Here is a 20285-nt window from a genome sequence, read left to right as displayed (position 1 = left end):
AAGCCACGTTCACGAAAGGAATGTGGCTGGCCCGGAAAGTCTTGCCGCTGCAGGGTTTTTCCCATCATGCGCGTTTGAAGAAACGCCTGAAATTCTGATAGAGGACCGGCGGTGGCACTGCTATGTGCCCCGCCCGGAACACCTGATACGGCGCGCACTGGCCGCCTGTGAAGGCTATGGCCGGCAGCCCGGCAGCGTTGTGCTCTCAACAGACCGCGTCGTGCGTGTCCTCAACGGGCAGCACCGCGGCAAGCACCGCCCCACCAATGTCCTGACCTTTGACCCGCCCCCCGGCATTCCCGGCGGAGACGTCATTCTCGCGCTGGAAACCGTGCTGCGGGAGGCCCGTCAGTCAGGCAAGTCCGTCAGCCATCATCTGGCGCATCTGATCGTTCATGGCAGCCTGCATCTGGCTGGGTATGATCATCATCAGGCGGGAGAAGCCCGCGAAATGGAAATGCTGGAAGCGCGCCTGCTCTCCCGGCTGCATATTCCCAATCCATGGAAGCCACGGGCATGAGCGAGCACGAGTCCACACGGTCTGAGGGACAGGACACGCCTGGTCGCGGCGGTCTGTTCTCCTTTTTCAGCCGTAAGAAGCAGGCTCCCGGCCTGCGCAGCTCCATTGCCGCCCTTGTCCAGCAGGCCGCCAACGAATCGGAAACGCCGGAAGGCGAAAAACCTGAGCTGGACCGGCAGGAGCGCGTGCTGATTGCCAACATCCTGCGCCTGAGGAACATCTCGGCGGATGACGTGATGATCCCGCGCCCGGATATTGTCGCCATGCCGGTCTCCATCAGTCTGGATGACGCACTGGCCATGATGCGGCGGGAAAACCACTCCCGCATGCCGGTCTATCGCAACCAGCTGGATGATATTGTGGGCATGATCCATGTAAAGGATCTCATCGCCTATGTTGGCACCAGCGAGGCGTTCAATATCGAACCCCTGCTCCGCCAGCCGCTGATGATTGCCCCGCAGATCCCGGTAATGGACCTGATGCTGCAAATGCGCCTGCGGCAGACGCATCTGGCGCTGGTGATTGATGAATATGGCGGCGTGGACGGTCTGGTCACCATTGAGGATCTGATTGAAACCATCGTCGGCGATATTTCCGACGAGCATGATGAACCCGCCGTGACGATGATTACGGAACGCCCCGACGGCACGTATGACGTGGATGCCCGCTGCCCCGTGCAGGAATTTGAGCAGCGGATTGGCGCGATTCTCACCGCCTCTGAAAAGGAAGCGGAAATCGAGACCATCGGCGGTCTGGTGTTCCGGATGGCGGGCCATGTGCCAGCCCGCGGGGAAGTGCTGACGCACGAAAACGGCTATGTTTTCCGGGTGCTTGATGCCGATGCCCGGCATATCCGCAGGGTACGGGTCCGCAAACTCCCAAATGCCGCAGAACCCACGCCCAGCGAAGGCGAGCGCGGCGACGAGACCCCGCGTACGGGTTGACGGAAAGACCGTTCTGCCGTCATCCCTAAAACTCTGATCTGTTCAACCAGTAATGAAGCCAGGATTTCCGATGTCCTTTTCCCGCCGCTCACTCCTTGTCACCGCTGGCACGGCTCTGGCCGCAACGGCAACGCATGGCCTGGCTTTTGCCGATACGGCTCCCGCAACAGACCCGCGCATGGCGACGCGTGAACTGGGTGACCCGAACGCGAAAATTGTTGTGGAAGAATGGTTTTCCCTCACCTGCATTCATTGCGCCCATTTTTCCGAGAACACCTTCCCGCTGGTGAAGAAGAACCTGATCGACACCGGGAAAATCCGCTACGTTTTCCATGACTTCCCGACCGATCAGCTGGCAACCGTGGCCGCCATGGTCGCCCGCACCCTGCCGCCGGAACGCTATGAGCCGTTCACCGCGTCCCTGCTCGCCAGTCTGGACCGCTGGGCTTACATCCGGGACAGCAGCCCGCTGGAAGCCCTGAAGAAAATGGCTGCCTTCGCCGGTATGCCGGGCGATGTGTTCGACAAGACGGTTGCTGACCAGCAGATGATGCAGTTCATCCTGTCTCAGCAGACAGAAGCGCAGAACAAATATCATTTCGATTCCACGCCGACCTTCCGCTTCAACAACAAAATCCAGATGTCGAATGACATGACGTACGAAGCCTTCGCCAAAAACGTGGCAGACGCCAGCTGACGCGCTCTTCCCCCTTTATCCTGCAGTAAGTCCGTTTCTGCATGACCGTCCGTTTTGTCCGTTTGCGGATTGTCGGGTTCAAAAGCTTTGCTGAACCCGTCACCGTGGAAATCCTCCCCGGTCTGACCGGCATTGTGGGGCCTAACGGTTGCGGCAAATCCAACGTGGTGGAAGCCCTGCGCTGGGTGATGGGGGAATCCTCCGCCCGCTCCCTGCGTGGCGGAGAAATGGATGATCTGATTTTTGCCGGCACAGCTGGCCGCCCGGCCCGCTCTCTGGCAGAAGTCACCGTCACGCTGGAAGGCACGCAGGGCCGTGGCCCCGCTGCCTTTGCCGATCAGGACGAACTCCAGATTACCCGCCGGGCTGAACGCGGCTCCGGCAGTGAATACCGCATTAACGGCAAACCCGCCCGCGCGCGTGATGTGCAGACTTTGTTTGCCGATCTGGCCTCCGGCGCCCGCTCTTCCGCCATGGTCAGTCAGGGTCGCGTCGCCATGCTGGTGGGCGCACGACCGGAAGAGCGCCGTTCCATTCTGGAAGAAGCCGCAGGCATCACCGGCCTGCATGCCCGCAGGCACGAGGCGGAACTCAAGCTCCGCGCGACCGAAAACAATCTGACCCGCGCGGAAGACCTTCGCCAGCAGTTGGAAGCCCGGCTGGGTGGTCTGGCCGAACAGTCCCGTGAGGCCAGTCGCTACCGGGAACTCTCCTCCGCCCTGCGCGAGACCGAAACCGAATTGCTGGCCGTGCTGCATGCCCGCGCCCGGCAGGCGGTTGAACGCGCTATCGAGACTGCCGCCCGTGCCCGCCATGCTCTGACAGAGCATGAAGAGGCCGCAGAAAGCGCGGTTGTTGCAGAGTTTGAAGCCAACCAGAAACTCCCCGCCATCCGTGCCCGTGCGGATGAAGCCCGGACCGTGCTGGAACGCTGCCGCGTAACGGCGGAAGGTGTAACGCGGGAAGAAGAACGCGCCGCCGCACAGGCTAAAAGTGCCACAGACCGCCTCCATCAGCATGAGGCCGACACCACCGCCGCCCAGACCCGCGTGGAGGATGCCACCAGCACGCTGAAGCGCCTGAATGCGGAAAAAGCCGAGGCCGAAGAGGCCGAAGCCTCGCTCCCGCAGCGGACGGCAGACGCAGAAACCCGGCAGACAGAGCTAACAGACGCGCTGGCAGAAAGCGAACGCACCCTCGCCCAGCAGACCGAAACACTGGCCGCCGCCCGTGCCCGCAAACAGCGTGCGACGGAAGACCTGGAGGCCGCCACAACCTCGCTGGCGCGTGCGTCGGACGCCGTGTCCACTCTGCAGGCCGAACTAAGCGCCCTGCAGGAGCGCCTGCCGTCTGATGACAGCATGGAAGCCGCCGTCAAAGCCGTGCAGGACGCCCGTGCTGCTCAGGCTGCCGCCCGCACCGCTTTTGAAGAGGCTGACCGTGCACGTTCCGAATCCAGCGTGGCCCTCTCCATCGCCCGGAACGACGCAGAAAACGCCCGCCAGACGCAGGCCGAAACCCGCAAGGCGCTGGAACGCAGTCGGGCCAAACTCAACACCCTGCGGGCCGATCTGGCGCAGCTGGAAAAACGCCACGCCGATACGCAAGGCGCCTTGCTGGAAGATACGGCTCTTCAGGCTCTGAGAGACAAGGCCGCGCAGGCCACCACCACCCACCAGACCGCAGCGCGCACGCTGGAAGAGGCCGAGGCCACCCGGCGCGAGACATCAGCCGCCCTCACACAGGCCAGCCGCAATTTTCAGGAACATGAAAGCCACCGCAAGACCGTAGAAGCTGCGTGCTCTGCCGCTCAGACCGCCCTGCATCGCGCCCGTCAGGAAGAAGAAACGCTCACAAAAGGGCTACAACAGGCGCAGGCGGATGCCCTTCCCGACGACACGCTTAAAGCAGCCCAGACCGCCCGTGCCACGCAGGAAGACAAGCTCCGTACCGTCACGGATGCGCTCAGTCAGGCTGAAACGGCCCTGACAGATCTCAAAACCCGCCATAACGACGCCCTGACCCGCCAGAACACCCTGCGCACGGAACTCACCCGGTTGCAGGCTCAGGCGGAAGGTCTGGCGCAGGCACTGGGCACGGATGCCACAGGCTCGGATGAACCCGTCTCCGCCCGCATGGAAATCCCGGAAGGATATGAGGCGGCTCTGGCCGCTGCTCTCTCGGAAGGGCTGGATGCCCCGGTGGCAGAGAACGCCGCACGTGGTTGGCACGCTCTCCCCGCATCTGGTGATCTGCCTGCTCTGCCCGGCAGCGCGGTGCCCCTCAAGGCACACATCAAGGCCCCGGAAGCGCTGGACCGTGTGCTGGCCTGCATCGGCTTGCTGCCGGACGGTGTGGATGGTCGCCCCTTGCAGGCCGCACTCAAGCCGGGACAAAGCTTCGTCTCCCGCAGGGGCGACCTCTGGCGCTGGGATGGGTTTTACACTCGTGCGGGGGAACCGGACGCCGCAACCCGCCGCCTCGGCCAGCGCCGGATTCTGAAAGAAACAGAACAGCGCATTGCAACGCTTCAGGAAGATGCCCCGGAAGCGGAACAGGCCGTCACCGCAGCCACCACCGCTCTACGGGAAATGGAACAGCAGGCGGCAGACCAGCGGACCCAGCGCGCCAAACTGGAACAGGCCCTGCAGCAGGCCCGCACGCAAGAGGCGGACCTTGAGCGCCGCCATGCCGCCTCTCGCGCCCGGCTGGATGGCCTGCGCCCGCAGCAGGAACGCGCCGTTGCGGCCCGAAAGGATGCAGACGCCGCCCTGACGGCCGCCACAGCGGCGCGGGATGCCCTGCCGCAAACGGAAACGCTCAAAACAGCTCTGGATCAGGCACGCCAGAAAGACACCGCCGCCCAGCAGGCGGAACAACAGGCGCGCACAACTCTGAAAATGGCGGAACAGCAGCTCCGCTCCGCGCAGGATGCCCTCACCCGCGCAGAAAACCAGCAGGCCACCGCCAGCGCCCGACTGGAAACCCTCCTGCCAGAACGCGACCGTCTGCGGCAGGAAGTCGCCGCGGAAGAAAGCGCCCTCACGGATCTGGAAAGCCGTCTGGCTGCCGGACAGGCGGACAAGCAGATTGAAGAGGCTCTGCAAGCCGCCCAAACCCGGCAGACAGAAGCTGAGGCCGCCTGCCGCACGGCAGAACAGGCTGCCGTCAGTGCGGAAAGCGCCGCACAAACGGCTGCGCAGCAACACCAGAAACTGCAGGAACTCTCGCTCGAACTCCGCTCCCGTCTGGCGGCCCTCTCCCCGCGGCTGGAAACACTTCAGGCAGAACAGACTGAAGCCGAAGGCCGCAAAACCTATGCCACTACCGCGCTGGAAGAAGCCTCTGCGGCTCTACCGGAAACCGGGGAAGATGATCTGGCCAGCCTGCGAGAACAGCGCAGCGCCTTAACAACAGAACTGGAGCAGGTGCGCGAACTCCGGGCTGCCCTGCAGGCAGAAAAAGCCACGCTAGCCAGCAAACAGGCCTCTCTGAACGCTGCCGTGCAGGACTGGACAGCCCGCGCAGAAGCCGCCCGGACGGACCTGACCCACGCTCAGACCAGACTGGAAGCTGCCCGCACGGAGCATCAGACCGTCTCGGAACTCCCGGCAGAAGCCGAACGGCTGAAAAAGAACACGCTTCAGGCTTTGACCGAGGCAGAAACAACCTACGCAAAAGCCGACAAAGCCCGCGCCGAGGCCGAAGCCGCTCTGGCCAATGCCAATGAGCAGCGTCGCAAAACGGAAGCACAGCTTACCGCCGCGCGGGAAAACCTGCTGAAAGCCGAAGCCCGCAGTGAGCAGGCACAGGCCATTCTGGACCAGCTTCTGGTAGAAACCCCGGCCCCGCCGCGCCCACCCACCGGGGACCTGACAGAAGCCGCAGAAAGCGCCCTCCGCCGCAAGATCTCCCGCCTGACGCGGGAACGCGAAGAAATGGGTCCCGTCAACCTGCGGGCGGAAATTGAAGCCGAGGAAGCCTCCGGCCAGGCCAATACTCTGGCGGCAGAAATCGCCGACCTGGAGGCCGCCATTGCCCGCCTGCGCGGCTCCATTGGCTCCCTGAATAAGGAAGGGCGGGAACGCCTGATGGCGGTGTTCACGCAGGTGGACCAGCATTTCCAGTCCCTCTTCTCCCGCATGTTTGGCGGTGGCCGGGCCCATCTGGGCCTTGTGGGCAGTGATGACCCGCTGGAAGCCGGGCTGGAAATCTATGCTCAGCCACCGGGCAAAAAGCTGGCGACCCTCTCGCTGCTTTCGGGAGGTGAACAGGCTTTAACCGCTCTTTCATTGATTTTTGCAGTGTTTCGCTGTAATCCGGCCCCCGTTTGTGTGCTCGACGAGGTTGACGCACCGCTTGATGATGCCAACGTTGGACGTTTCAGTTCCCTGTTAGGGGACATGGTTACAGAAGCAGGAACCCGTTTTCTGGTTGTTACTCACCATCAGCTGACAATGGCACATATGGACCATCTTTTTGGCGTAACCATGCAGGAGCGCGGCGTCAGCCGTGTTCTGTCAGTTGACCTTGCTCGCGCCGCCGCTATGGCTGGGCAACAGGACTAGGGATAAAAGACAGATGCCGCATCCTGATACGACATCAGACAAACCCTGCAAATCCACAGGGAGTCCCCTCAAACGCTGCCTTGGCAAAGGCATTGTCGCTGTTGGCGTGTGCATGCTGGCCTGTGCCGGCGTGGTTTTGCATCACTCAAAAGCCTACGGGCTTCTTGCCCGCATCCATCATGGTCTGATTATCTGCACCCCCGGCACCGGCCTGAGCATGACGTCAGCCTCCGCAGGCCTGCCGCATCAGGACAGCCCCGGCATGCTGCGGCTGGAACTGGCCTCTCAGGAAGATGGACGGGTGGTGGTTGTGCCCGGCTCGAACCCGCTGAACGAGGTTCTGGCCTCATCCCGCCGTGCGCATACACTGCTAATGCTGGATCTGAATGACACCAATCCGGCTGATGTTGCCATGCTGGTGCGCAAAGCCAGAATGCGCGACCGTGTAGTGCTGGTGCCGTCCAGCAAGGAAACCACGCAAGTCGCCCTGCAGGCAGACCCGTCCATGCTGGTGGCCATTCCCGTGCATTCCACACGGGAGGCTTATGCAGCCCACCGTATGGCAGGGCATCATCCTTACGCGGCGTATCTCTCACCCACCGCAGCACCAGACCTTTTCACGCTGGTGCATCGGGACGCAGAAGCCGTGATTACAGAAAACCCGATCACGACAACCTTCTCGGCTGAAGAATTTCTGGCCGAGCGCCCGGTAGATATTGTCGTCACGCCGCAGTCCACGCAGCTGTCCCAGACGCTCGCCCGGGACAGCTAATCAGGCTACCGTCTCCCGGCCTTTTCAGGCCGGTAACATGCTTCCCGTTTCTACAAAACGCTGATGCCAGGACAACGCTTCATTCAGCAGATGCGGCGTATGTTTGCCGAACGACTCTTTGCGCGCCCGGTCAAAATAATCCTGCAACATCGGCTGATAATCCGGGTGCGCGCAGTGCGTAATAATCTGCTGCGCCCGCTGCACGGGTGAAAGCCCGCGCAGATCCGCCAGACCGCGTTCCGTCACAAAAATCTGGGTGTCCTGCATGATGTGGTCCACATGCGCTGCCATCGGCACAATGGCGGAAATCTTGCCGCCCTTGGCTGTGGAGGGGGACAGGAAGATGGACAGGTAGGAACTGCGGGCAAAATCGCCGGAACCGCCAATCCCGTTCATCATCTTGGACCCCATCACGCGGGTGGAGTTCACGTTGCCATAGATGTCGGCTTCAATCATGCCGTTCATGGCAATACAGCCCAGCCGACGGATGACACCGGGACTGTTGCTCACATCCTGCTGGCGCAGAATGATCTTGGTGCGGAAGAAGTCCATGCGGTTGTTGATCTCTTCCGCCGCATCCGGGCTGAGAGAGAACGATGTGGCAGAGGCCACCCGCATCCGGCCAGAATCCAGCATGGCCAGCATGCCGTCCTGAATCACTTCACTATAGCCAACCAGATTTTCAAACGGACCTTCATTCAGCCCTTCCAGCACGGCATTCGCCACGTTGCCCACGCCAGACTGCAAAGGCAGCAAAGACGGCGGCAGACGATTCTGTTTGACTTCATGGCTGAAGAAATCGAGCAGATGCCCTGCAATTGCCCGGGCATTTTCATCGGGAGCGGCAAAAGGAGCGTTGCGGTCTCTGTCATGCGCCTTAACCACCGCAACAATCTTGTCCGGGTTTACGCGCAGCGCTGGCCCACCAATGCGGCCATCTGCCGTGCGGAGCGGAATGATGTCGCGCGGCGGGATCCCGCTGACATTCCCGTCCCAGATATCGTGGATGCCTTCCAGACCCGGGTTCTGCCAGTCATTGACCTCGATAATCACCTTCTCGGCAATATCCAGAAAGGTCTGGGAGTTCCCGACGGATGAGGTCGGAACAATGCCGCCATCTTCCGTAATGGCGACAGCTTCAATCAGGGCAATATCAAATTTGCCGTAATTGCCCTGCACCGCACGTCCGGCAACCTGACCAAGATGGTTATCGAAATATTCCGTCTCACCCTCGTTGATCCGGTTGCGCATGTTCGCATCGGTATTGAAGGGTGAGCGGAACGCCACACCGTTGGCTTTTGCCAGCACACCATCCAGCTGCGGGCCCGTGGATGCCCCGGTAATCAGGCTGATGCGGTAGTCTTCACCCCGTGCGTGCGCCTGCTCCATGATGCCAGCCAGAGCTTCCGGCACAGCCTTCGGGTAGCCCGCCCCGGTAAAACCACTGGCACCAACCACGGCACCAGGGCGGATAAGTTCAGCGGCTGTTTCTGCCGAACAGACTTTGCTGCGCAGGGCGACGTTACGAATGCGCTCTTTCATGAGAGGCCTTCCTGTTCTTTATTATTCCTGTTCCGACACGAAGCGGACCAAACGGGCACGAAGCGCTCTATATCCCATTGCTCCACTCCTTCCCACCGGCACACCTGTGGGGCCGGATGATGCGCGTAACGTAGGCAGAAAATTTCAGGCATGGCGCGTCACATGCTTGTGCACAAAACGCTGGCTCACAAAAAATTCTTTCTCCTCCCTTCCCTGCGTCCGCCTGTGGCGCCTACATGGGAAGGAGAAAGATGGATAACAGCAGATGCACACGAGCCTCTTCCTTGACGAAAACGTGAAAGCGGCAATGCGGAAAGGACTCCGCATTGTGGGAGACGTGCATGGAGATTTACAGGCCTTCCGCCACGCCGTTGCCACGGACCGCTTTATTATCCAGCTGGGCGACCTTGTAGATTACGGGCCGGACAGTGCCGGCGTACTGCGCCTGATGCATGATGTGATGCGCGAAGGACGCGGCCTGTTTCTGATAGGCAACCATGATCGCAAGCTGGGGCGCGCCCTGCTGGGTAAAAAACTGCGGCCCGACCCGCCGCTGGAAGCCACAATGGCGCAACTCCACCAGCCAGAAAACGCGGATGTGCTGGAGTTCGCGCTGGATATGCTGGAGACAGCCCCGGCCTGGCTGGTTCTGGGCCGGATGCTGTTTGTGCACGGGGCCTTTGATGTGCGGATGCTGATGGAACCGCCTCCCCCCGCATTAGGCCGCGTGACCTTTCTGCTCTCCCGCGCCTTGTTTGGGGAAACTACCAGCAGAGTGCAGAAAGACGGCTTTCCCGAACGCTGCCTGAACTGGGTCAACCACATCCCCACCGGCTACACCGTGTATTGCGGGCATGACCAGCGCTCCACCAATGGCTGCCCGCTGACTATCCCCGGCCGTGCCGGGGGGCAGGCTATCTTTACGGATACCGGTGCCGGAAAAGGCGGCCACCTCGCCTGGCTGGATGTACCAGCTAACTTTATGGAAGATTCTGACTCCGCAGTGTAATAGTCTTGCGCGAACCAGTCTTGTATATTACGAAATAGAAACAGAAACGAAGAACCGTGCAAACCGTGACCGACCAGCCCACCCCGACTGATGCCCTGCTGGACCTCCGTCGCAGCATCGACAATATCGACGCCGCCCTTGTTGCCATGCTGGCAGAACGCTTCCGCTGCACCAAAGCCGTCGGCGCGCTCAAAGCCCGCTATGGGATGCCGCCAGCCGACCCGGCCAGAGAATCCCGCCAGATCACCCGCCTGCGCACGCTGGCGGAAGAGGCCCATCTGGACCCCGATTTTGCCGAGAAGTTTCTGAACTTCATTATCCATGAAGTCATTCGCCATCACGAGGCGATTGCAAAACAGTCTTCCGAATCGACTACAAAGTGACGCGCCGCCTCCTTCTGCTGCGGCATGCGGAAGCTGCCAGCCCTCCCGGGGGCGATTTTAGCGAACAGGCCGATCTGGCCCGCCCGCTGACAGCCGAAGGACGGCTTGCCGCCAGCCGATGTGGCGCATGGCTCCGGGCCCACGCTCTGGCTCCAGACCTTATTCTGTGCAGCCCCGCCCGCCGCACGCGAGAGACTCTGGCCGGGCTGGAGCCTTTCCAGCCGCCGCCCGCACTGCCCACCCAGTTCTGCCCCGATATTTATGAAGCCCCACCGTCCGCTCTGCTGGAGCGCATCCGGCAAGCGCCGGCTGAAGCCCGCACTGTGCTGCTGATTGGGCATAGCCCCGGCATTTCCGCCCTCGCCCGCTGGCTGGATGATCAGGCGGACGTGCTGGATCAGGGATTCGCAACAGCCTCACTGGCCGTCTTCCATATGTGGGGCTCTGAAATTGCAGACGACGCGTCGCTCTGGGATCAGTGCGATGAGAAAAGCCTGACTTTGGACACATTCGCGCGACCCTAAGGCGCAGAAAGCGCAGTTTTCTGAGCATGATCCTTTTTGATAACGCGCGGTTTATCGCCCACCTGCTTCCTGTTTCTTTCTGGATCGGGGACAAGAATCAGACAGCAGGCCGCCAGTCTGGCAGCGGCTCTACAATGCAGAAGGAAAGATCATGAGCGCATCGCAGAATGAAGGTCAGCGGTCTAACGCAACCCTGTCACTCGGTGGGCGGACGGCTGAACTCCCGGTCCTTTCCGGCACAATCGGACCGGATGTTGTCGATATCCGCAAGCTCCCGGCCGAGATGGGCGTTTTCACCTACGATCCCGCCTATGGCGAAACAGCATCCTGTTCCAGCAAAATCACGTTTATCGACGGGGACAAGGGCGTTCTCCTGCATCGCGGCTATCCCATTGCCCAGCTTGCGGAAAATGCGTCCTATGAAGAAGTCATCTACCTGCTTCTGAATGGTGAACTGCCGAACGAAGGCGACTTCCAGAAATTCTCCAAAACCCTGACCAACCACACTCTGCTGCATGAGCAGATCCGGAATTTCTTCAACGGTTTCCGGCGCGATGCCCACCCCATGGCCATCCTGTGTGGCACGGTTGGCGCGCTCTCCGCGTTCTACCCGGACGCCAGTGATATTGCGATCAAGTCCAACCGTGACCTCGCGGCCATGCGGCTGATCGCCAAAATCCCGACCATCGCGGCATGGGCTTATAAATACACGCAAGGCGAAGCCTTCATCTATCCGCGTAATGATCTGAACTACGCGGAGAATTTCCTCTCCATGATGTTCGCGCGCGTGTCCGAACCCTACAAGATCAACCCCGTTCTGGCCCGTGCCATGAACCGGATCCTGATCCTGCATGCAGACCATGAGCAGAATGCTTCCACCTCCACCGTGCGGATGGCCGGCTCCACCGGCGCTAACCCGTTTGCCTGTATTTCCGCAGGCATCGCAGCCCTGTGGGGGCCCGCACATGGCGGCGCGAACGAGGCTGTTCTGAAAATGCTGGCCAGCATTGGCAGCAAGGAAAACATCCCCGACTTCATCGCCAAGGTGAAAGACAAATCCAGCGGCGTGAAGCTGATGGGCTTTGGCCACCGCGTTTACAAGAACTTCGATCCGCGTGCGAAGATCATGCAGCAGACCTGTCACGAAGTGCTGGGTGAACTCGGCATTAAGGATGACCCGCTGCTGGATCTGGCGATCGAGCTTGAGAAAATTGCCATCAATGACGACTATTTCGTCCAGCGGAAACTCTATCCGAATGTCGATTTCTATTCGGGCATTATCCTGAAAGCCATGGGCATTCCCACCAGCATGTTCACCGTGCTGTTTGCCGTGGCTCGTACCACCGGCTGGGTCAGCCAGTGGAAGGAAATGATCGAAGAGCCGGGCCAGCGCATCTGCCGCCCCCGCCAGCTCTATACCGGCTCACCCCAGAGAGACTTTGTCGCCCTCGACAAACGCTAAGGCTCTTCCGAGCCCCACCGTTTAAAACGACCGATGAATTTTGCGCCTGTAATGCGAAAGCATTCAGGCGCAAAATGCCTTTAAAGTCCCTAAGACCAATCCGAGCGCACTACGTGCCAGTTGTTTCTCAGACTTCGGGAACCCCCAGATGAAAAGCATGGCGGCCCCATAGCATGCCTGAGTGAGATGCACGCCGACAGGCTCAAACGGCTTCCCACGCGCATTTTTCCAGACAGCACCAGCAGCCAAAGCTTGAGCGCACCTCTCCACCAAATGGAGACGTCCCTCAGCATTAGCCCCCTGTCATTTCTCAATTTTTTATTTAAAAACAAAAATCTAAAGAGAATTCTTCAAAAACAGTCTGAAGCCCTTTAGGCATGCGTCAATAAAAAAAGCCAGACCGGGCAACCCGATCTGACCTCTCCTAAACACGCAACACTCTGCCTTATCGGCTGAGTGAATTAATCGCAGTCACACCCTTTTGTCGGGGATTTAGACTCACGCACCACGTGATGATCAATCCATTCAGAAACCAGACGGCGAGCTTCGTTCAAAGACGATTCAGGATGATGAATGCGATACAGAGTTGTGCAGGCATGGAAAGCGGTCACATCCTCTGTGCCGACTTCGCGTAACTCCTGATACGCCGTGACGACAGCTCGCTCGCATTTACGCGCGATCCGACTTAGTTCAACAGCCACAGCACTATCCTTAATTAATAATCACTCTCAACAACGCAGATTAGACGCCAATTCTATCGAATATGCAAGGCACAATGCGCCTCCAGAGCCCTTATTCTGATCACAAGTTTTTACATGCCTCATAATACAGCCTTCGCGCTGCTATAAGGCCCATCGACTTCTTAAAATAGCCGCCACACGGCCTGCTTCATCCAGCACCTGCCGGGGCCAGGGTGAAAGACTATCGGTCAAAACACGCACATGCCCGTCTTCTATCAAACGGCGCGCCACACGCCCACGCACACCGCGCAAATCCTGCTCACGCTCCATCAGGAAAACCGGCTTATCCGCCACACAGACTTCCGCCAGCATGGCCACATCGCCGCCGCCCACCACCACACAATCGGAGCAGGCCATAAACCCCAGAAGCGGATCTTCATCCGGCTCTCCCTGCCGCCAGACGAGCAGGAAGGTGTCGGACAGCCCGGTGATAAAAGCGTCCGTCAGGTCCGGTTTGCTGTCATCCCGCACTACCAGCAGCACAGAGCCCCCTTGTCGGTTAACCAGCCCGGCCAGCTTTTTGCCATGCAACAAAGCCTCTTCCTGCGTGCGGTAGGCCTGTGCCCCCACAAGAACCGTCATGCGCGGATGCGGCAGATGCTCCAGCCGCTCCTGCCAGGCCTTACCTGCACGGGCCAGCAGAGCGGGTGAGACAATCGTCATTGGCCCGAGCGTGGGGCAGAATTTGGCCGTTGGGGCAGCAGGAGATGGCGCAACCACCAGATCAAACGGCATGGAGCGCAGCATGGGCGCAGACCGGCCCTCATGCCGCACGCACCACACCACGGGGCACCCGGCCCGACGCGCGGCTTTGAGGGCCGCATAGCCCGAGCGCCAGCCGGACGTGAGGATCAGCCCCGGCTCTCGCCGTCCTTCCAGAAACGAATCGAGTGCGAGCATTTCCATCCGCACCCGCCGGAACAGGCAGCCAAGGCGGGAGGCCAGCACATAGGCCGGTCCCGGCTCGGACCCAACGGTGGTCTCTACCACCCAGACAGGCGCCAACTTTGTTACAGAGAAGGTCATTTTCTCATTCCGGCACGCAAGACTGAGATGAAGCATAGATTTTCACAGCGCCGGGGGCTATGCCAAAGCAAATTCCAACCGCCATAATCAAGGAAGCGCTTCATGACGTCACCCGCAAACCTGGTCGCCCCTCATTCTGGCGAGACCAGCGACTGGGATCGCGATGCGGCCCTGTGCACGGCACGTCTGCTGCTGGAAATCAAAGCCATCAACTTTCGCCCGGAAGAACCTTACACGCTGACCTCCGGCTGGAAGTCCCCGGTTTATATCGACTGCCGCCGCATCATCTTCTTCCCCCGCGCCCGCGCCAAGATCATGGAACTGGGTGTGGAAAAAATCGGCCGTCATGTGGGGTATGAAAGCATCGACGCCGTTGTGGGCGGGGAAACCGCAGGCATTCCCTTTGCGGCATGGATGGCTGACCGCATGATGCTGCCGATGGCCTATGTCCGCAAAAAGCCTAAAGGCTTTGGCCGCAACGCCCAGATTGAAGGTGATGTGCCGGAAAACATGCGCACCCTGCTGGTGGAAGATCTCACCACGGATGGCGCCTCCAAGGTTGCTTTTGCCAATGCGCTGCGGAATGCCGGTGCGCTGATCAATCATGCTTTTGTCATCTTCTATTACGGGGTTTTCCCGGGGGCTCATCAGTCTCTGACGAACATGAACATCTCCCTGCACGCCCTGTGCACATGGTGGGATGTGCTGGAAGCCTGTTCAACGCGTCCTTACTTCTCGGAAGAAGCTGCGGCAGAAGTGCGGCGCTTTCTTGAAAACCCGGCTGCATGGTCTGCTCGCCACGGTGGCGTCGGCAGTCTGGAAGAAGCCGCAGCCTTCAAGGCGAACAAAGACAAGCCTGCCTGAGTTTAGCGTTCCATGACCACCCCTGCTTTTTCCAGCCCCCGGCATATTCTGGCATTTGATTCCGGAATTGGGGGGCTGGGGATTGTCAGGGCGATTCGCACACTATGCCCCGCCGTCTCCGTCAGCTATCTGGCAGATACGGCGGTTTTTCCGTACGGCGAGCAGGATGATGCCTTCCTGACGAACCGCATCGTCTCCCTGCTCTCTGACGCCATTCAACGCCTGCGCCCGCAAGCTGTTGTTGTGGCCTGCAACACCGCCAGCACACTGGCGCTGGATGCGCTGCGCATCGCCTGCCCGGATGTGCCGTTTATCGGCTGCGTGCCCCCCATCCGTTGGGCCGCCCGCACAACAAAAACCCACGTCATCGGCCTGCTGGCTACTCGCGCCACCACCAAGCGCCCTTACCTGAGCAAGCTTCAGGCGCTTTATGCACCCGACTGCACGCTGATCGCCCATGCCGCACCGGGGCTTGCCGCCTGCGCGGAGCGGGTTTTCCGGGGCTACGCTGTGCCGGATGACGATATCAGAGCCGAAATCAACGGTCTGTTCACCCGTGACTGCTCTGCTGAGCTTGATACGGTCGGTCTGGGCTGCACACACTATACCTTCGTGCTGGACCAACTCCGGGCCGTTTCACCCCCGGGCATTACATGGCTGGACCCGGCAGAGGCAGTCGCCCGTCACACGGCAACCATTCTCGGGCCCTTACCTGACTGCGCGCCCCTGCCGGAAGCCTCCTGCGCATGGTTCACGGCCGAACCACCAGACAGCGCAGCCCTCATCAAAGCCCTGCCCGCTTACAGCTTTGATAATATTGCTTTGTGGAAGGCTCTCTGAGCACGGGGAACACCTTCCTCCCGACGCTGCCCGTCCCGACAGCTACAAGTCACGGCAATAACGCACTACCACACAGAATCGACCACCAGTGCTTGAAACTTGCGGCATGCCCCCCATTACAGACTCAGCGCCCACAGAAATGAACCACTCCTGTATGACGCGCCTTTAAACAGAGGAATTTTTCCGATTATGCATTTGCGAAAACTGGGTGTGAACGGCCCGTATGTCTCGGAACTTGGCCTTGGCTGCATGAGCATGTCCGGCATGTATGGGCCGACAGACCGCCATGAGAGTATCGCCACCATCCACGCAGCGCTCGAAGCCGGCATCACGCTTCTCGATACTGGTGATTTCTATGGCATGGGCCATAATGAAATGCTGATTGGTGAAGCCCTCAAAGAGATCCCGCGCGACCGCTTTCTTGTCAGCGTCAAGTTTGGTGCGATGAGGGATCCGGCTGGCAACTGGGGCTCGTACGACGCACGCCCCGCAGCCGTAAAGAACTTCCTGGCCTACACTCTGCAACGGCTGGGACTTGACCATATCGATATCTACCGGCCAGCCAGACTAGACCCGGCTGTCCCTATTGAAGAGACAATCGGTGCCATCGCAGACATGGTTCAGGCTGGGTATGTCCGGCATATCGGCCTCTCAGAAGTCGGCCCGGAAACCATTCGACGCGCTGCTTCCGTCCACCCGATCAGCGATCTTCAAATTGAATATTCACTCATCTCGCGTGGCATTGAGGACGCAATTCTTCCAGTCTGCCGAGAGCTTGGCATCGGTATTACCGCATACGGTGTGCTTGCACGCGGTTTGATTAGCGGACATTGGCAGGGTGCCACGGGGCCGGGAGATTTCCGTGTCCATAGCCCCCGCTTTCAGGAAGGAAATGTCGAGAGAAATCTCGCCCTTGTCGAAGCGTTGCGAGACATTGCACACCGCAAAGGGACAACAGTAGCCCAGCTCGCCATTGCATGGGTCGCAGCTCAGGGTGATGACATCATACCGCTTGTGGGCGCTCGCAGGCGTGACAGGCTTTCTGAAGCTGTTGGTGCGCTTGATTTCAACCTGACACCCGAAGATTTAGCTCTGATTGAACAGGCCGTTCCCAGAGATGCCGCTGCTGGAGAGCGCTACAACTCAAAACAAATGGCCGTCCTTGATAGCGAAAAATAGGGACCCTGACCCTCACTCAGTCCATAAAAAAGGGTGGCCCATCCGGCCACCCTTTCCAATTTCATACAGCTGCTGTCAAAACGCGGTTTAGCGTTCCCGGCTCGCTGAATAGCTGGCGGTTTCAATCAGCAGAGAATGAATTTCACATTCCGGGAACTGCGCCAGTGCCTCACGGGCCTTAGCTGCATATTCTTCCGCTTTGCGCAGTGTTGCGCCAATGGCGTCGGTCCGGGCAATCAGCGCCAACGCTGCGTCCAGATCTTCCGGCTTCTGCTCGGAGTCTTCAATCACGCGACGCCAGAAAACCCGGTCTTCCTCGCTACCCGCTTCATAGGCTGCCAGAACCGGCAGGGTGACTTTTCCTTCACGGAAATCATCACCCACTTCCTTGCCCAGCACGGCCTGATCCGCGGCGTAATCCAATGCATCGTCCACCAGCTGGAAGGCCATGCCCAGATTAGCGCCATAGACCCGCAGAGCCTCGCGCTGTTCCGGTGTGGCCTCGCCAATCACGGCCCCGGCTTCACACGCGGCAGCAAACAGTGCCGCGGTTTTGCCATAGATCACCTGCAAATACTGATCGACTGAGGTGGAGAGATCATTCTGCGTGGTCATCTGCATGACCTCGCCTTCCGCCAGCGTGGCAGAGGCCGCAGAGAGAATCGCCATCACATCCAGCGAGGCATCGGCTGTGAGAATTTGGAACGCCCGGGCGAACAGGAAATCCCCCACCAGCACGGACGCCTTATTGCCAAAAATGGCATTGGCGCTGGCGAGTCCACGGCGGAGCTGGCTTTCGTCCACCACATCATCATGCAGCAGCGTGGCGGTATGAATGAACTCGACGCAGGCCGCAATTTCGACATGCCGCAGCTTGCCGTCCTGATTATCGTACCCGCAGAGCCGGGCCGCAGCCAGCGTCAGCAACGGACGCAGGCGCTTGCCCCCAGCGGCAACAAGATGCGCGGCGAGTTGCGGGATAAGCGCAACCGGGCTTTGCATTCGCGCAACAATAACCTGATTACAGGCGCGCATATCCTGCGCGAGGTAATCGGCCAGGGCTTTTAAGCCCGCTTCTCCTGGCTTACTCACAGAAACACTAGATCCATCCTGGCTTGTGGCCCTACCAGATTCTGGCAGACTAACTGCAACACCCAAACGCTATATCCCCCAGCCATGGGATGAGTTGACGCCCAACCATATGCGGGGCACCAGAAAAACGGTCAAGCTCCAACCGCCTCAAGACTGCCAGACACTTTTAGTTAAGACCCGTTTATGGCCCATCCTTCAGACCTTTCTCATGACACCTTACTGGGGGGCCGGATTGCCTACTCCCAGTTCCGCATTGGTTACAGAACCGGCCTGGAACCAGTGCTTATGGCTGCTGCCGTTCCTGCCCGCGCCCCGCAGCGCGTGGCGGAAATCGGCTGTGGCGCGGGCGCTGGCCTTCTTTGCCTGAGCCAGCGCATAGCAGGGCTGACAGGCACCGGCGTGGAGCAGAACGCGGAGACAGCCACCCTCGCCCGCCAGAACCTCAGCGCGAATGCGCGAGAGGGACTCACTATTCTCAATGCCCGCTTTCCGGAGATGCTGCCGGACGGACTGTTCGATCATTGTTTTGCGAATCCGCCCTGGCATGACCCGGACGGCACGGCCTCCGTCATTGAACGGCGCGACCTCGCCCGCAGAGCCCAGCCGGACACCCTGAAACTCTGGATACGCGGCAGCGCTCGCCTGCTCCGGCATAAAGGCAGCCTGACGCTGGCACTACCCGTGAGCCTGATGGCCGCCGCCATTGCCCAACTGACGGAAAGCGGCTTTGGCGGCGTTACCACCTACCCCTTCTGGCCCAAGGCCGGACGAGAGGCGCGCATTCTCCTGCTGCAAGCCCGTTACGGCGTGCGCAGCCCCGCCCGCCTGCTGCCGGGTATGATTTTGCATGAAGAGGATGGCAGCTTCACAGCGCAGGCACGTGCTGTGCTGGAAGACGGAGCAGCCCTGCCCGGTCTGCAAGAGGCACGCGTCCCTCTGGAGCCACGCCGAGGGCGCAACGCAACCTGAACGGCTCTCTCTAAGGCTTCCAAACAGGTCTGGCGTAGCCTTTAGGGGACTACGCCAGACAAAAATTCCGAACCCGATTTTCAGAACCCGATCGACTTATTCGAAAACAGACGCCTCAAAGGCTTCTTCCCACGTCCCCGTGGTAGAGGCACGGCTATATTCCGTAGCCCGGTTTTCAAAGAAGTTGGTGTGTTCCACCGCGTTCAGCATGTCATCCAGCCAGGGCAGCGGGTTGGTCGTCGTGTTGTAGAGCGGGTCCAGACCAAGCTGGATCAGGCGACGATCGGCAATGAAGTGGATGTAGGTTTTCACCTGCTCCGCATTCAGCCCCTCGACCGCACCCATTTCAAACGCGAGGTCAATAAAGGCCTCTTCATGCTCAACAATGGTCGCACAGATTTCGCGCAGTTCCTGCTGAAATGCATCCGTCCAGATTTCCGGGTTTTCATGGATAAACTCACGGAACAGGCGGATCACGGACAGGCAGTGCAGCGTTTCATCCCGCACGGACCAGGAGACAATCTGCCCCATCCCCTTCAGCTTGTTGAAGCGGGGGAAGTTCAGCAGAATGGCGAAGGAAGCAAACAGCTGAAGCCCTTCGGTAAAGGCCCCGAACGCTGCCAGCGTCTTGGCGATTTCATGCTTGCTGTCCACAGAGAACGCCTGCATGTAATCGTATTTATCCTTCATTTCCTTATACTTAAGGAATGCAGAATATTCCGTCTCCGGCATCCCCAGCGTATCAAGCAGATAGCTGTAGGCCGCGATATGGATGGTCTCAATGTTGGAGAACGCCGAGAGCATCATCAGCACTTCAGTCGGTTTGAACACCCGGCTGTAATGCTTCATGTAGCAGTTGTTCACCTCAACGTCAGACTGGGTGAAGAACCGGAAAATCTGCGTCACAAGGTTCCGCTCGCTGTCATTCAGCACGCGGTGCCAGTCTTTCACGTCATCAGCCAGCGGCACTTCTTCCGGCAGCCAATGCACGCGCTGCTGCGTCAGCCAGGCATCATAAGCCCACGGATAGCGAAAGGGCTTGTAGACGGGGTTCGCGGTCAGCAGGTCGAAATGCTGTTCCTGTTCGCCCGTTCCGGCAGGTTTTTCGCTCATGAGACTATCCTTACAACGGAAAGTTTTAAAATCATCTGGTT

General features: G+C 59.7%; 18 protein-coding genes. 13 read left to right on the top strand and 5 right to left on the bottom strand.

Features of this window, described 5'->3' with window-relative positions:
- Positions 1–22 precede the first annotated feature (22 nt).
- The 5 genes from ybeY to ACHQGU_RS06375 all read left to right on the top strand — a co-directional run bounded on the left by ybeY (position 23) and on the right by ACHQGU_RS06375 (position 7501).
- Positions 23–520 carry an rRNA maturation RNase YbeY gene (gene ybeY, locus ACHQGU_RS06395; RefSeq protein WP_395496224.1) on the top strand — a complete coding sequence of 166 codons (498 nt, stop codon included), beginning with the start codon at positions 23–25 and terminating at the stop codon, positions 518–520.
- Positions 517–1464 carry a hemolysin family protein gene (locus ACHQGU_RS06390; protein WP_062140422.1) on the top strand — a complete coding sequence of 316 codons (948 nt, stop codon included), beginning with the start codon at positions 517–519 and terminating at the stop codon, positions 1462–1464. The genes ybeY and ACHQGU_RS06390 overlap by 4 nt, the downstream gene beginning before the upstream one ends.
- Positions 1465–1534: 70 nt before the next feature.
- Positions 1535–2161, top strand: a complete 627-nt coding sequence (locus tag ACHQGU_RS06385; RefSeq protein ID WP_062140063.1) for a thioredoxin domain-containing protein — start codon at positions 1535–1537, stop codon at positions 2159–2161.
- A 41-nt stretch (positions 2162–2202) separates the two neighbouring features.
- Entirely contained in the window at positions 2203–6729 is a 4527-nt protein-coding gene (locus tag ACHQGU_RS06380) for an AAA family ATPase (RefSeq protein WP_395496221.1), read from the top strand.
- Positions 6730–6742: 13 nt separating this feature from the next.
- Positions 6743–7501 (top strand): hypothetical protein, encoded by a 759-nt coding sequence (locus tag ACHQGU_RS06375; protein WP_395496219.1) that lies wholly within the window; start codon positions 6743–6745, stop codon positions 7499–7501.
- A 24-nt stretch (positions 7502–7525) separates the two neighbouring features.
- Here ACHQGU_RS06375 and ACHQGU_RS06370 read toward each other — a convergent pair whose 3' ends face one another.
- Positions 7526–9043, bottom strand: a complete 1518-nt coding sequence (locus tag ACHQGU_RS06370) for an acetyl-CoA hydrolase/transferase family protein (protein WP_062140057.1) — start codon at positions 9041–9043, stop codon at positions 7526–7528.
- A gap of 265 nt (positions 9044–9308) precedes the next feature.
- Here ACHQGU_RS06370 and ACHQGU_RS06365 point away from each other — a divergent pair, with 265 nt between their 5' ends.
- The 4 genes from ACHQGU_RS06365 to gltA all read left to right on the top strand — a co-directional run bounded on the left by ACHQGU_RS06365 (position 9309) and on the right by gltA (position 12421).
- Entirely contained in the window at positions 9309–10052 is a 744-nt protein-coding gene (locus ACHQGU_RS06365; RefSeq protein ID WP_395496216.1) for a metallophosphoesterase, read from the top strand.
- Positions 10053–10117: 65 nt separating this feature from the next.
- Positions 10118–10435, top strand: coding sequence for a chorismate mutase (locus tag ACHQGU_RS06360; RefSeq protein ID WP_209436699.1), 318 nt, complete (start codon positions 10118–10120; stop codon positions 10433–10435).
- Complete coding sequence (locus ACHQGU_RS06355; RefSeq protein WP_395496214.1) at positions 10432–10959, top strand: SixA phosphatase family protein; 528 nt, start codon at positions 10432–10434, stop codon at positions 10957–10959. Before ACHQGU_RS06360 ends, ACHQGU_RS06355 begins: the two co-directional genes overlap by 4 nt.
- A gap of 151 nt (positions 10960–11110) precedes the next feature.
- Positions 11111–12421 carry a citrate synthase gene (gltA, locus tag ACHQGU_RS06350; RefSeq protein ID WP_395496212.1) on the top strand — a complete coding sequence of 437 codons (1311 nt, stop codon included), beginning with the start codon at positions 11111–11113 and terminating at the stop codon, positions 12419–12421.
- A 461-nt stretch (positions 12422–12882) separates the two neighbouring features.
- Here gltA and ACHQGU_RS06345 read toward each other — a convergent pair whose 3' ends face one another.
- Positions 12883–13122 carry a hypothetical protein gene (locus tag ACHQGU_RS06345; protein ID WP_082779472.1) on the bottom strand — a complete coding sequence of 80 codons (240 nt, stop codon included), beginning with the start codon at positions 13120–13122 and terminating at the stop codon, positions 12883–12885.
- Between the two features lie 141 nt (positions 13123–13263).
- Positions 13264–14187, bottom strand: a complete 924-nt coding sequence (locus tag ACHQGU_RS06340; RefSeq protein ID WP_253553312.1) for an ELM1/GtrOC1 family putative glycosyltransferase — start codon at positions 14185–14187, stop codon at positions 13264–13266.
- Between the two features lie 102 nt (positions 14188–14289).
- On the opposite strand from ACHQGU_RS06340, the gene ACHQGU_RS06335 reads away from it, so the two are divergent.
- From ACHQGU_RS06335 to ACHQGU_RS06325, 3 genes are all read left to right on the top strand, one after another.
- Positions 14290–15051, top strand: coding sequence for an orotate phosphoribosyltransferase (locus tag ACHQGU_RS06335; RefSeq protein WP_025828154.1), 762 nt, complete (start codon positions 14290–14292; stop codon positions 15049–15051).
- A 12-nt stretch (positions 15052–15063) separates the two neighbouring features.
- Complete coding sequence (locus tag ACHQGU_RS06330) at positions 15064–15891, top strand: glutamate racemase (RefSeq protein WP_395496209.1); 828 nt, start codon at positions 15064–15066, stop codon at positions 15889–15891.
- 189 nt (positions 15892–16080) lie between these two features.
- Complete coding sequence (locus tag ACHQGU_RS06325; protein ID WP_395496207.1) at positions 16081–17070, top strand: aldo/keto reductase; 990 nt, start codon at positions 16081–16083, stop codon at positions 17068–17070.
- Between the two features lie 87 nt (positions 17071–17157).
- Here ACHQGU_RS06325 and ACHQGU_RS06320 read toward each other — a convergent pair whose 3' ends face one another.
- Positions 17158–18228 (bottom strand): polyprenyl synthetase family protein, encoded by a 1071-nt coding sequence (locus ACHQGU_RS06320; RefSeq protein ID WP_062272679.1) that lies wholly within the window; start codon positions 18226–18228, stop codon positions 17158–17160.
- Between the two features lie 117 nt (positions 18229–18345).
- Here ACHQGU_RS06320 and ACHQGU_RS06315 point away from each other — a divergent pair, with 117 nt between their 5' ends.
- Complete coding sequence (locus tag ACHQGU_RS06315; RefSeq protein ID WP_062140028.1) at positions 18346–19131, top strand: tRNA1(Val) (adenine(37)-N6)-methyltransferase; 786 nt, start codon at positions 18346–18348, stop codon at positions 19129–19131.
- A gap of 96 nt (positions 19132–19227) precedes the next feature.
- Here ACHQGU_RS06315 and ACHQGU_RS06310 read toward each other — a convergent pair whose 3' ends face one another.
- Entirely contained in the window at positions 19228–20244 is a 1017-nt protein-coding gene (locus ACHQGU_RS06310; RefSeq protein ID WP_062140026.1) for a ribonucleotide-diphosphate reductase subunit beta, read from the bottom strand.
- Positions 20245–20285: the final 41 nt, after the last annotated feature.

This window comes from Acetobacter sp. KSO5 (assembly GCF_044094635.1).
Lineage (GTDB): Bacteria > Pseudomonadota > Alphaproteobacteria > Acetobacterales > Acetobacteraceae > Acetobacter > Acetobacter cerevisiae.
The sequence above is the reverse complement of the archived record's forward strand: the minus strand, read 5'-3'. Positions and strand labels throughout refer to the sequence as shown.

Bases quoted from the DNA above. Each gene is read 5' to 3' on its own strand.
- ACHQGU_RS06390 (WP_062140422.1), top strand. From the start codon at position 517: ATGAGCGAGCACGAGTCCACACGGTCTGAGGGACAGGACACGCCTGGT.
- ACHQGU_RS06385 (WP_062140063.1), top strand. From the start codon at position 1,535: ATGTCCTTTTCCCGCCGCTCACTCCTTGTCACCGCTGGCACGGCTCTG.
- ACHQGU_RS06380 (WP_395496221.1), top strand. From the start codon at position 2,203: ATGACCGTCCGTTTTGTCCGTTTGCGGATTGTCGGGTTCAAAAGCTTT.
- ACHQGU_RS06375 (WP_395496219.1), top strand. From the start codon at position 6,743: ATGCCGCATCCTGATACGACATCAGACAAACCCTGCAAATCCACAGGG.
- ACHQGU_RS06370 (WP_062140057.1), bottom strand. From the start codon at position 9,043: ATGAAAGAGCGCATTCGTAACGTCGCCCTGCGCAGCAAAGTCTGTTCG.
- ACHQGU_RS06365 (WP_395496216.1), top strand. From the start codon at position 9,309: ATGCACACGAGCCTCTTCCTTGACGAAAACGTGAAAGCGGCAATGCGG.
- gltA (WP_395496212.1), top strand. From the start codon at position 11,111: ATGAGCGCATCGCAGAATGAAGGTCAGCGGTCTAACGCAACCCTGTCA.
- ACHQGU_RS06340 (WP_253553312.1), bottom strand. From the start codon at position 14,187: ATGACCTTCTCTGTAACAAAGTTGGCGCCTGTCTGGGTGGTAGAGACC.
- ACHQGU_RS06335 (WP_025828154.1), top strand. From the start codon at position 14,290: ATGACGTCACCCGCAAACCTGGTCGCCCCTCATTCTGGCGAGACCAGC.
- ACHQGU_RS06330 (WP_395496209.1), top strand. From the start codon at position 15,064: ATGACCACCCCTGCTTTTTCCAGCCCCCGGCATATTCTGGCATTTGAT.
- ACHQGU_RS06325 (WP_395496207.1), top strand. From the start codon at position 16,081: ATGCATTTGCGAAAACTGGGTGTGAACGGCCCGTATGTCTCGGAACTT.
- ACHQGU_RS06315 (WP_062140028.1), top strand. From the start codon at position 18,346: ATGGCCCATCCTTCAGACCTTTCTCATGACACCTTACTGGGGGGCCGG.
- ACHQGU_RS06310 (WP_062140026.1), bottom strand. From the start codon at position 20,244: ATGAGCGAAAAACCTGCCGGAACGGGCGAACAGGAACAGCATTTCGAC.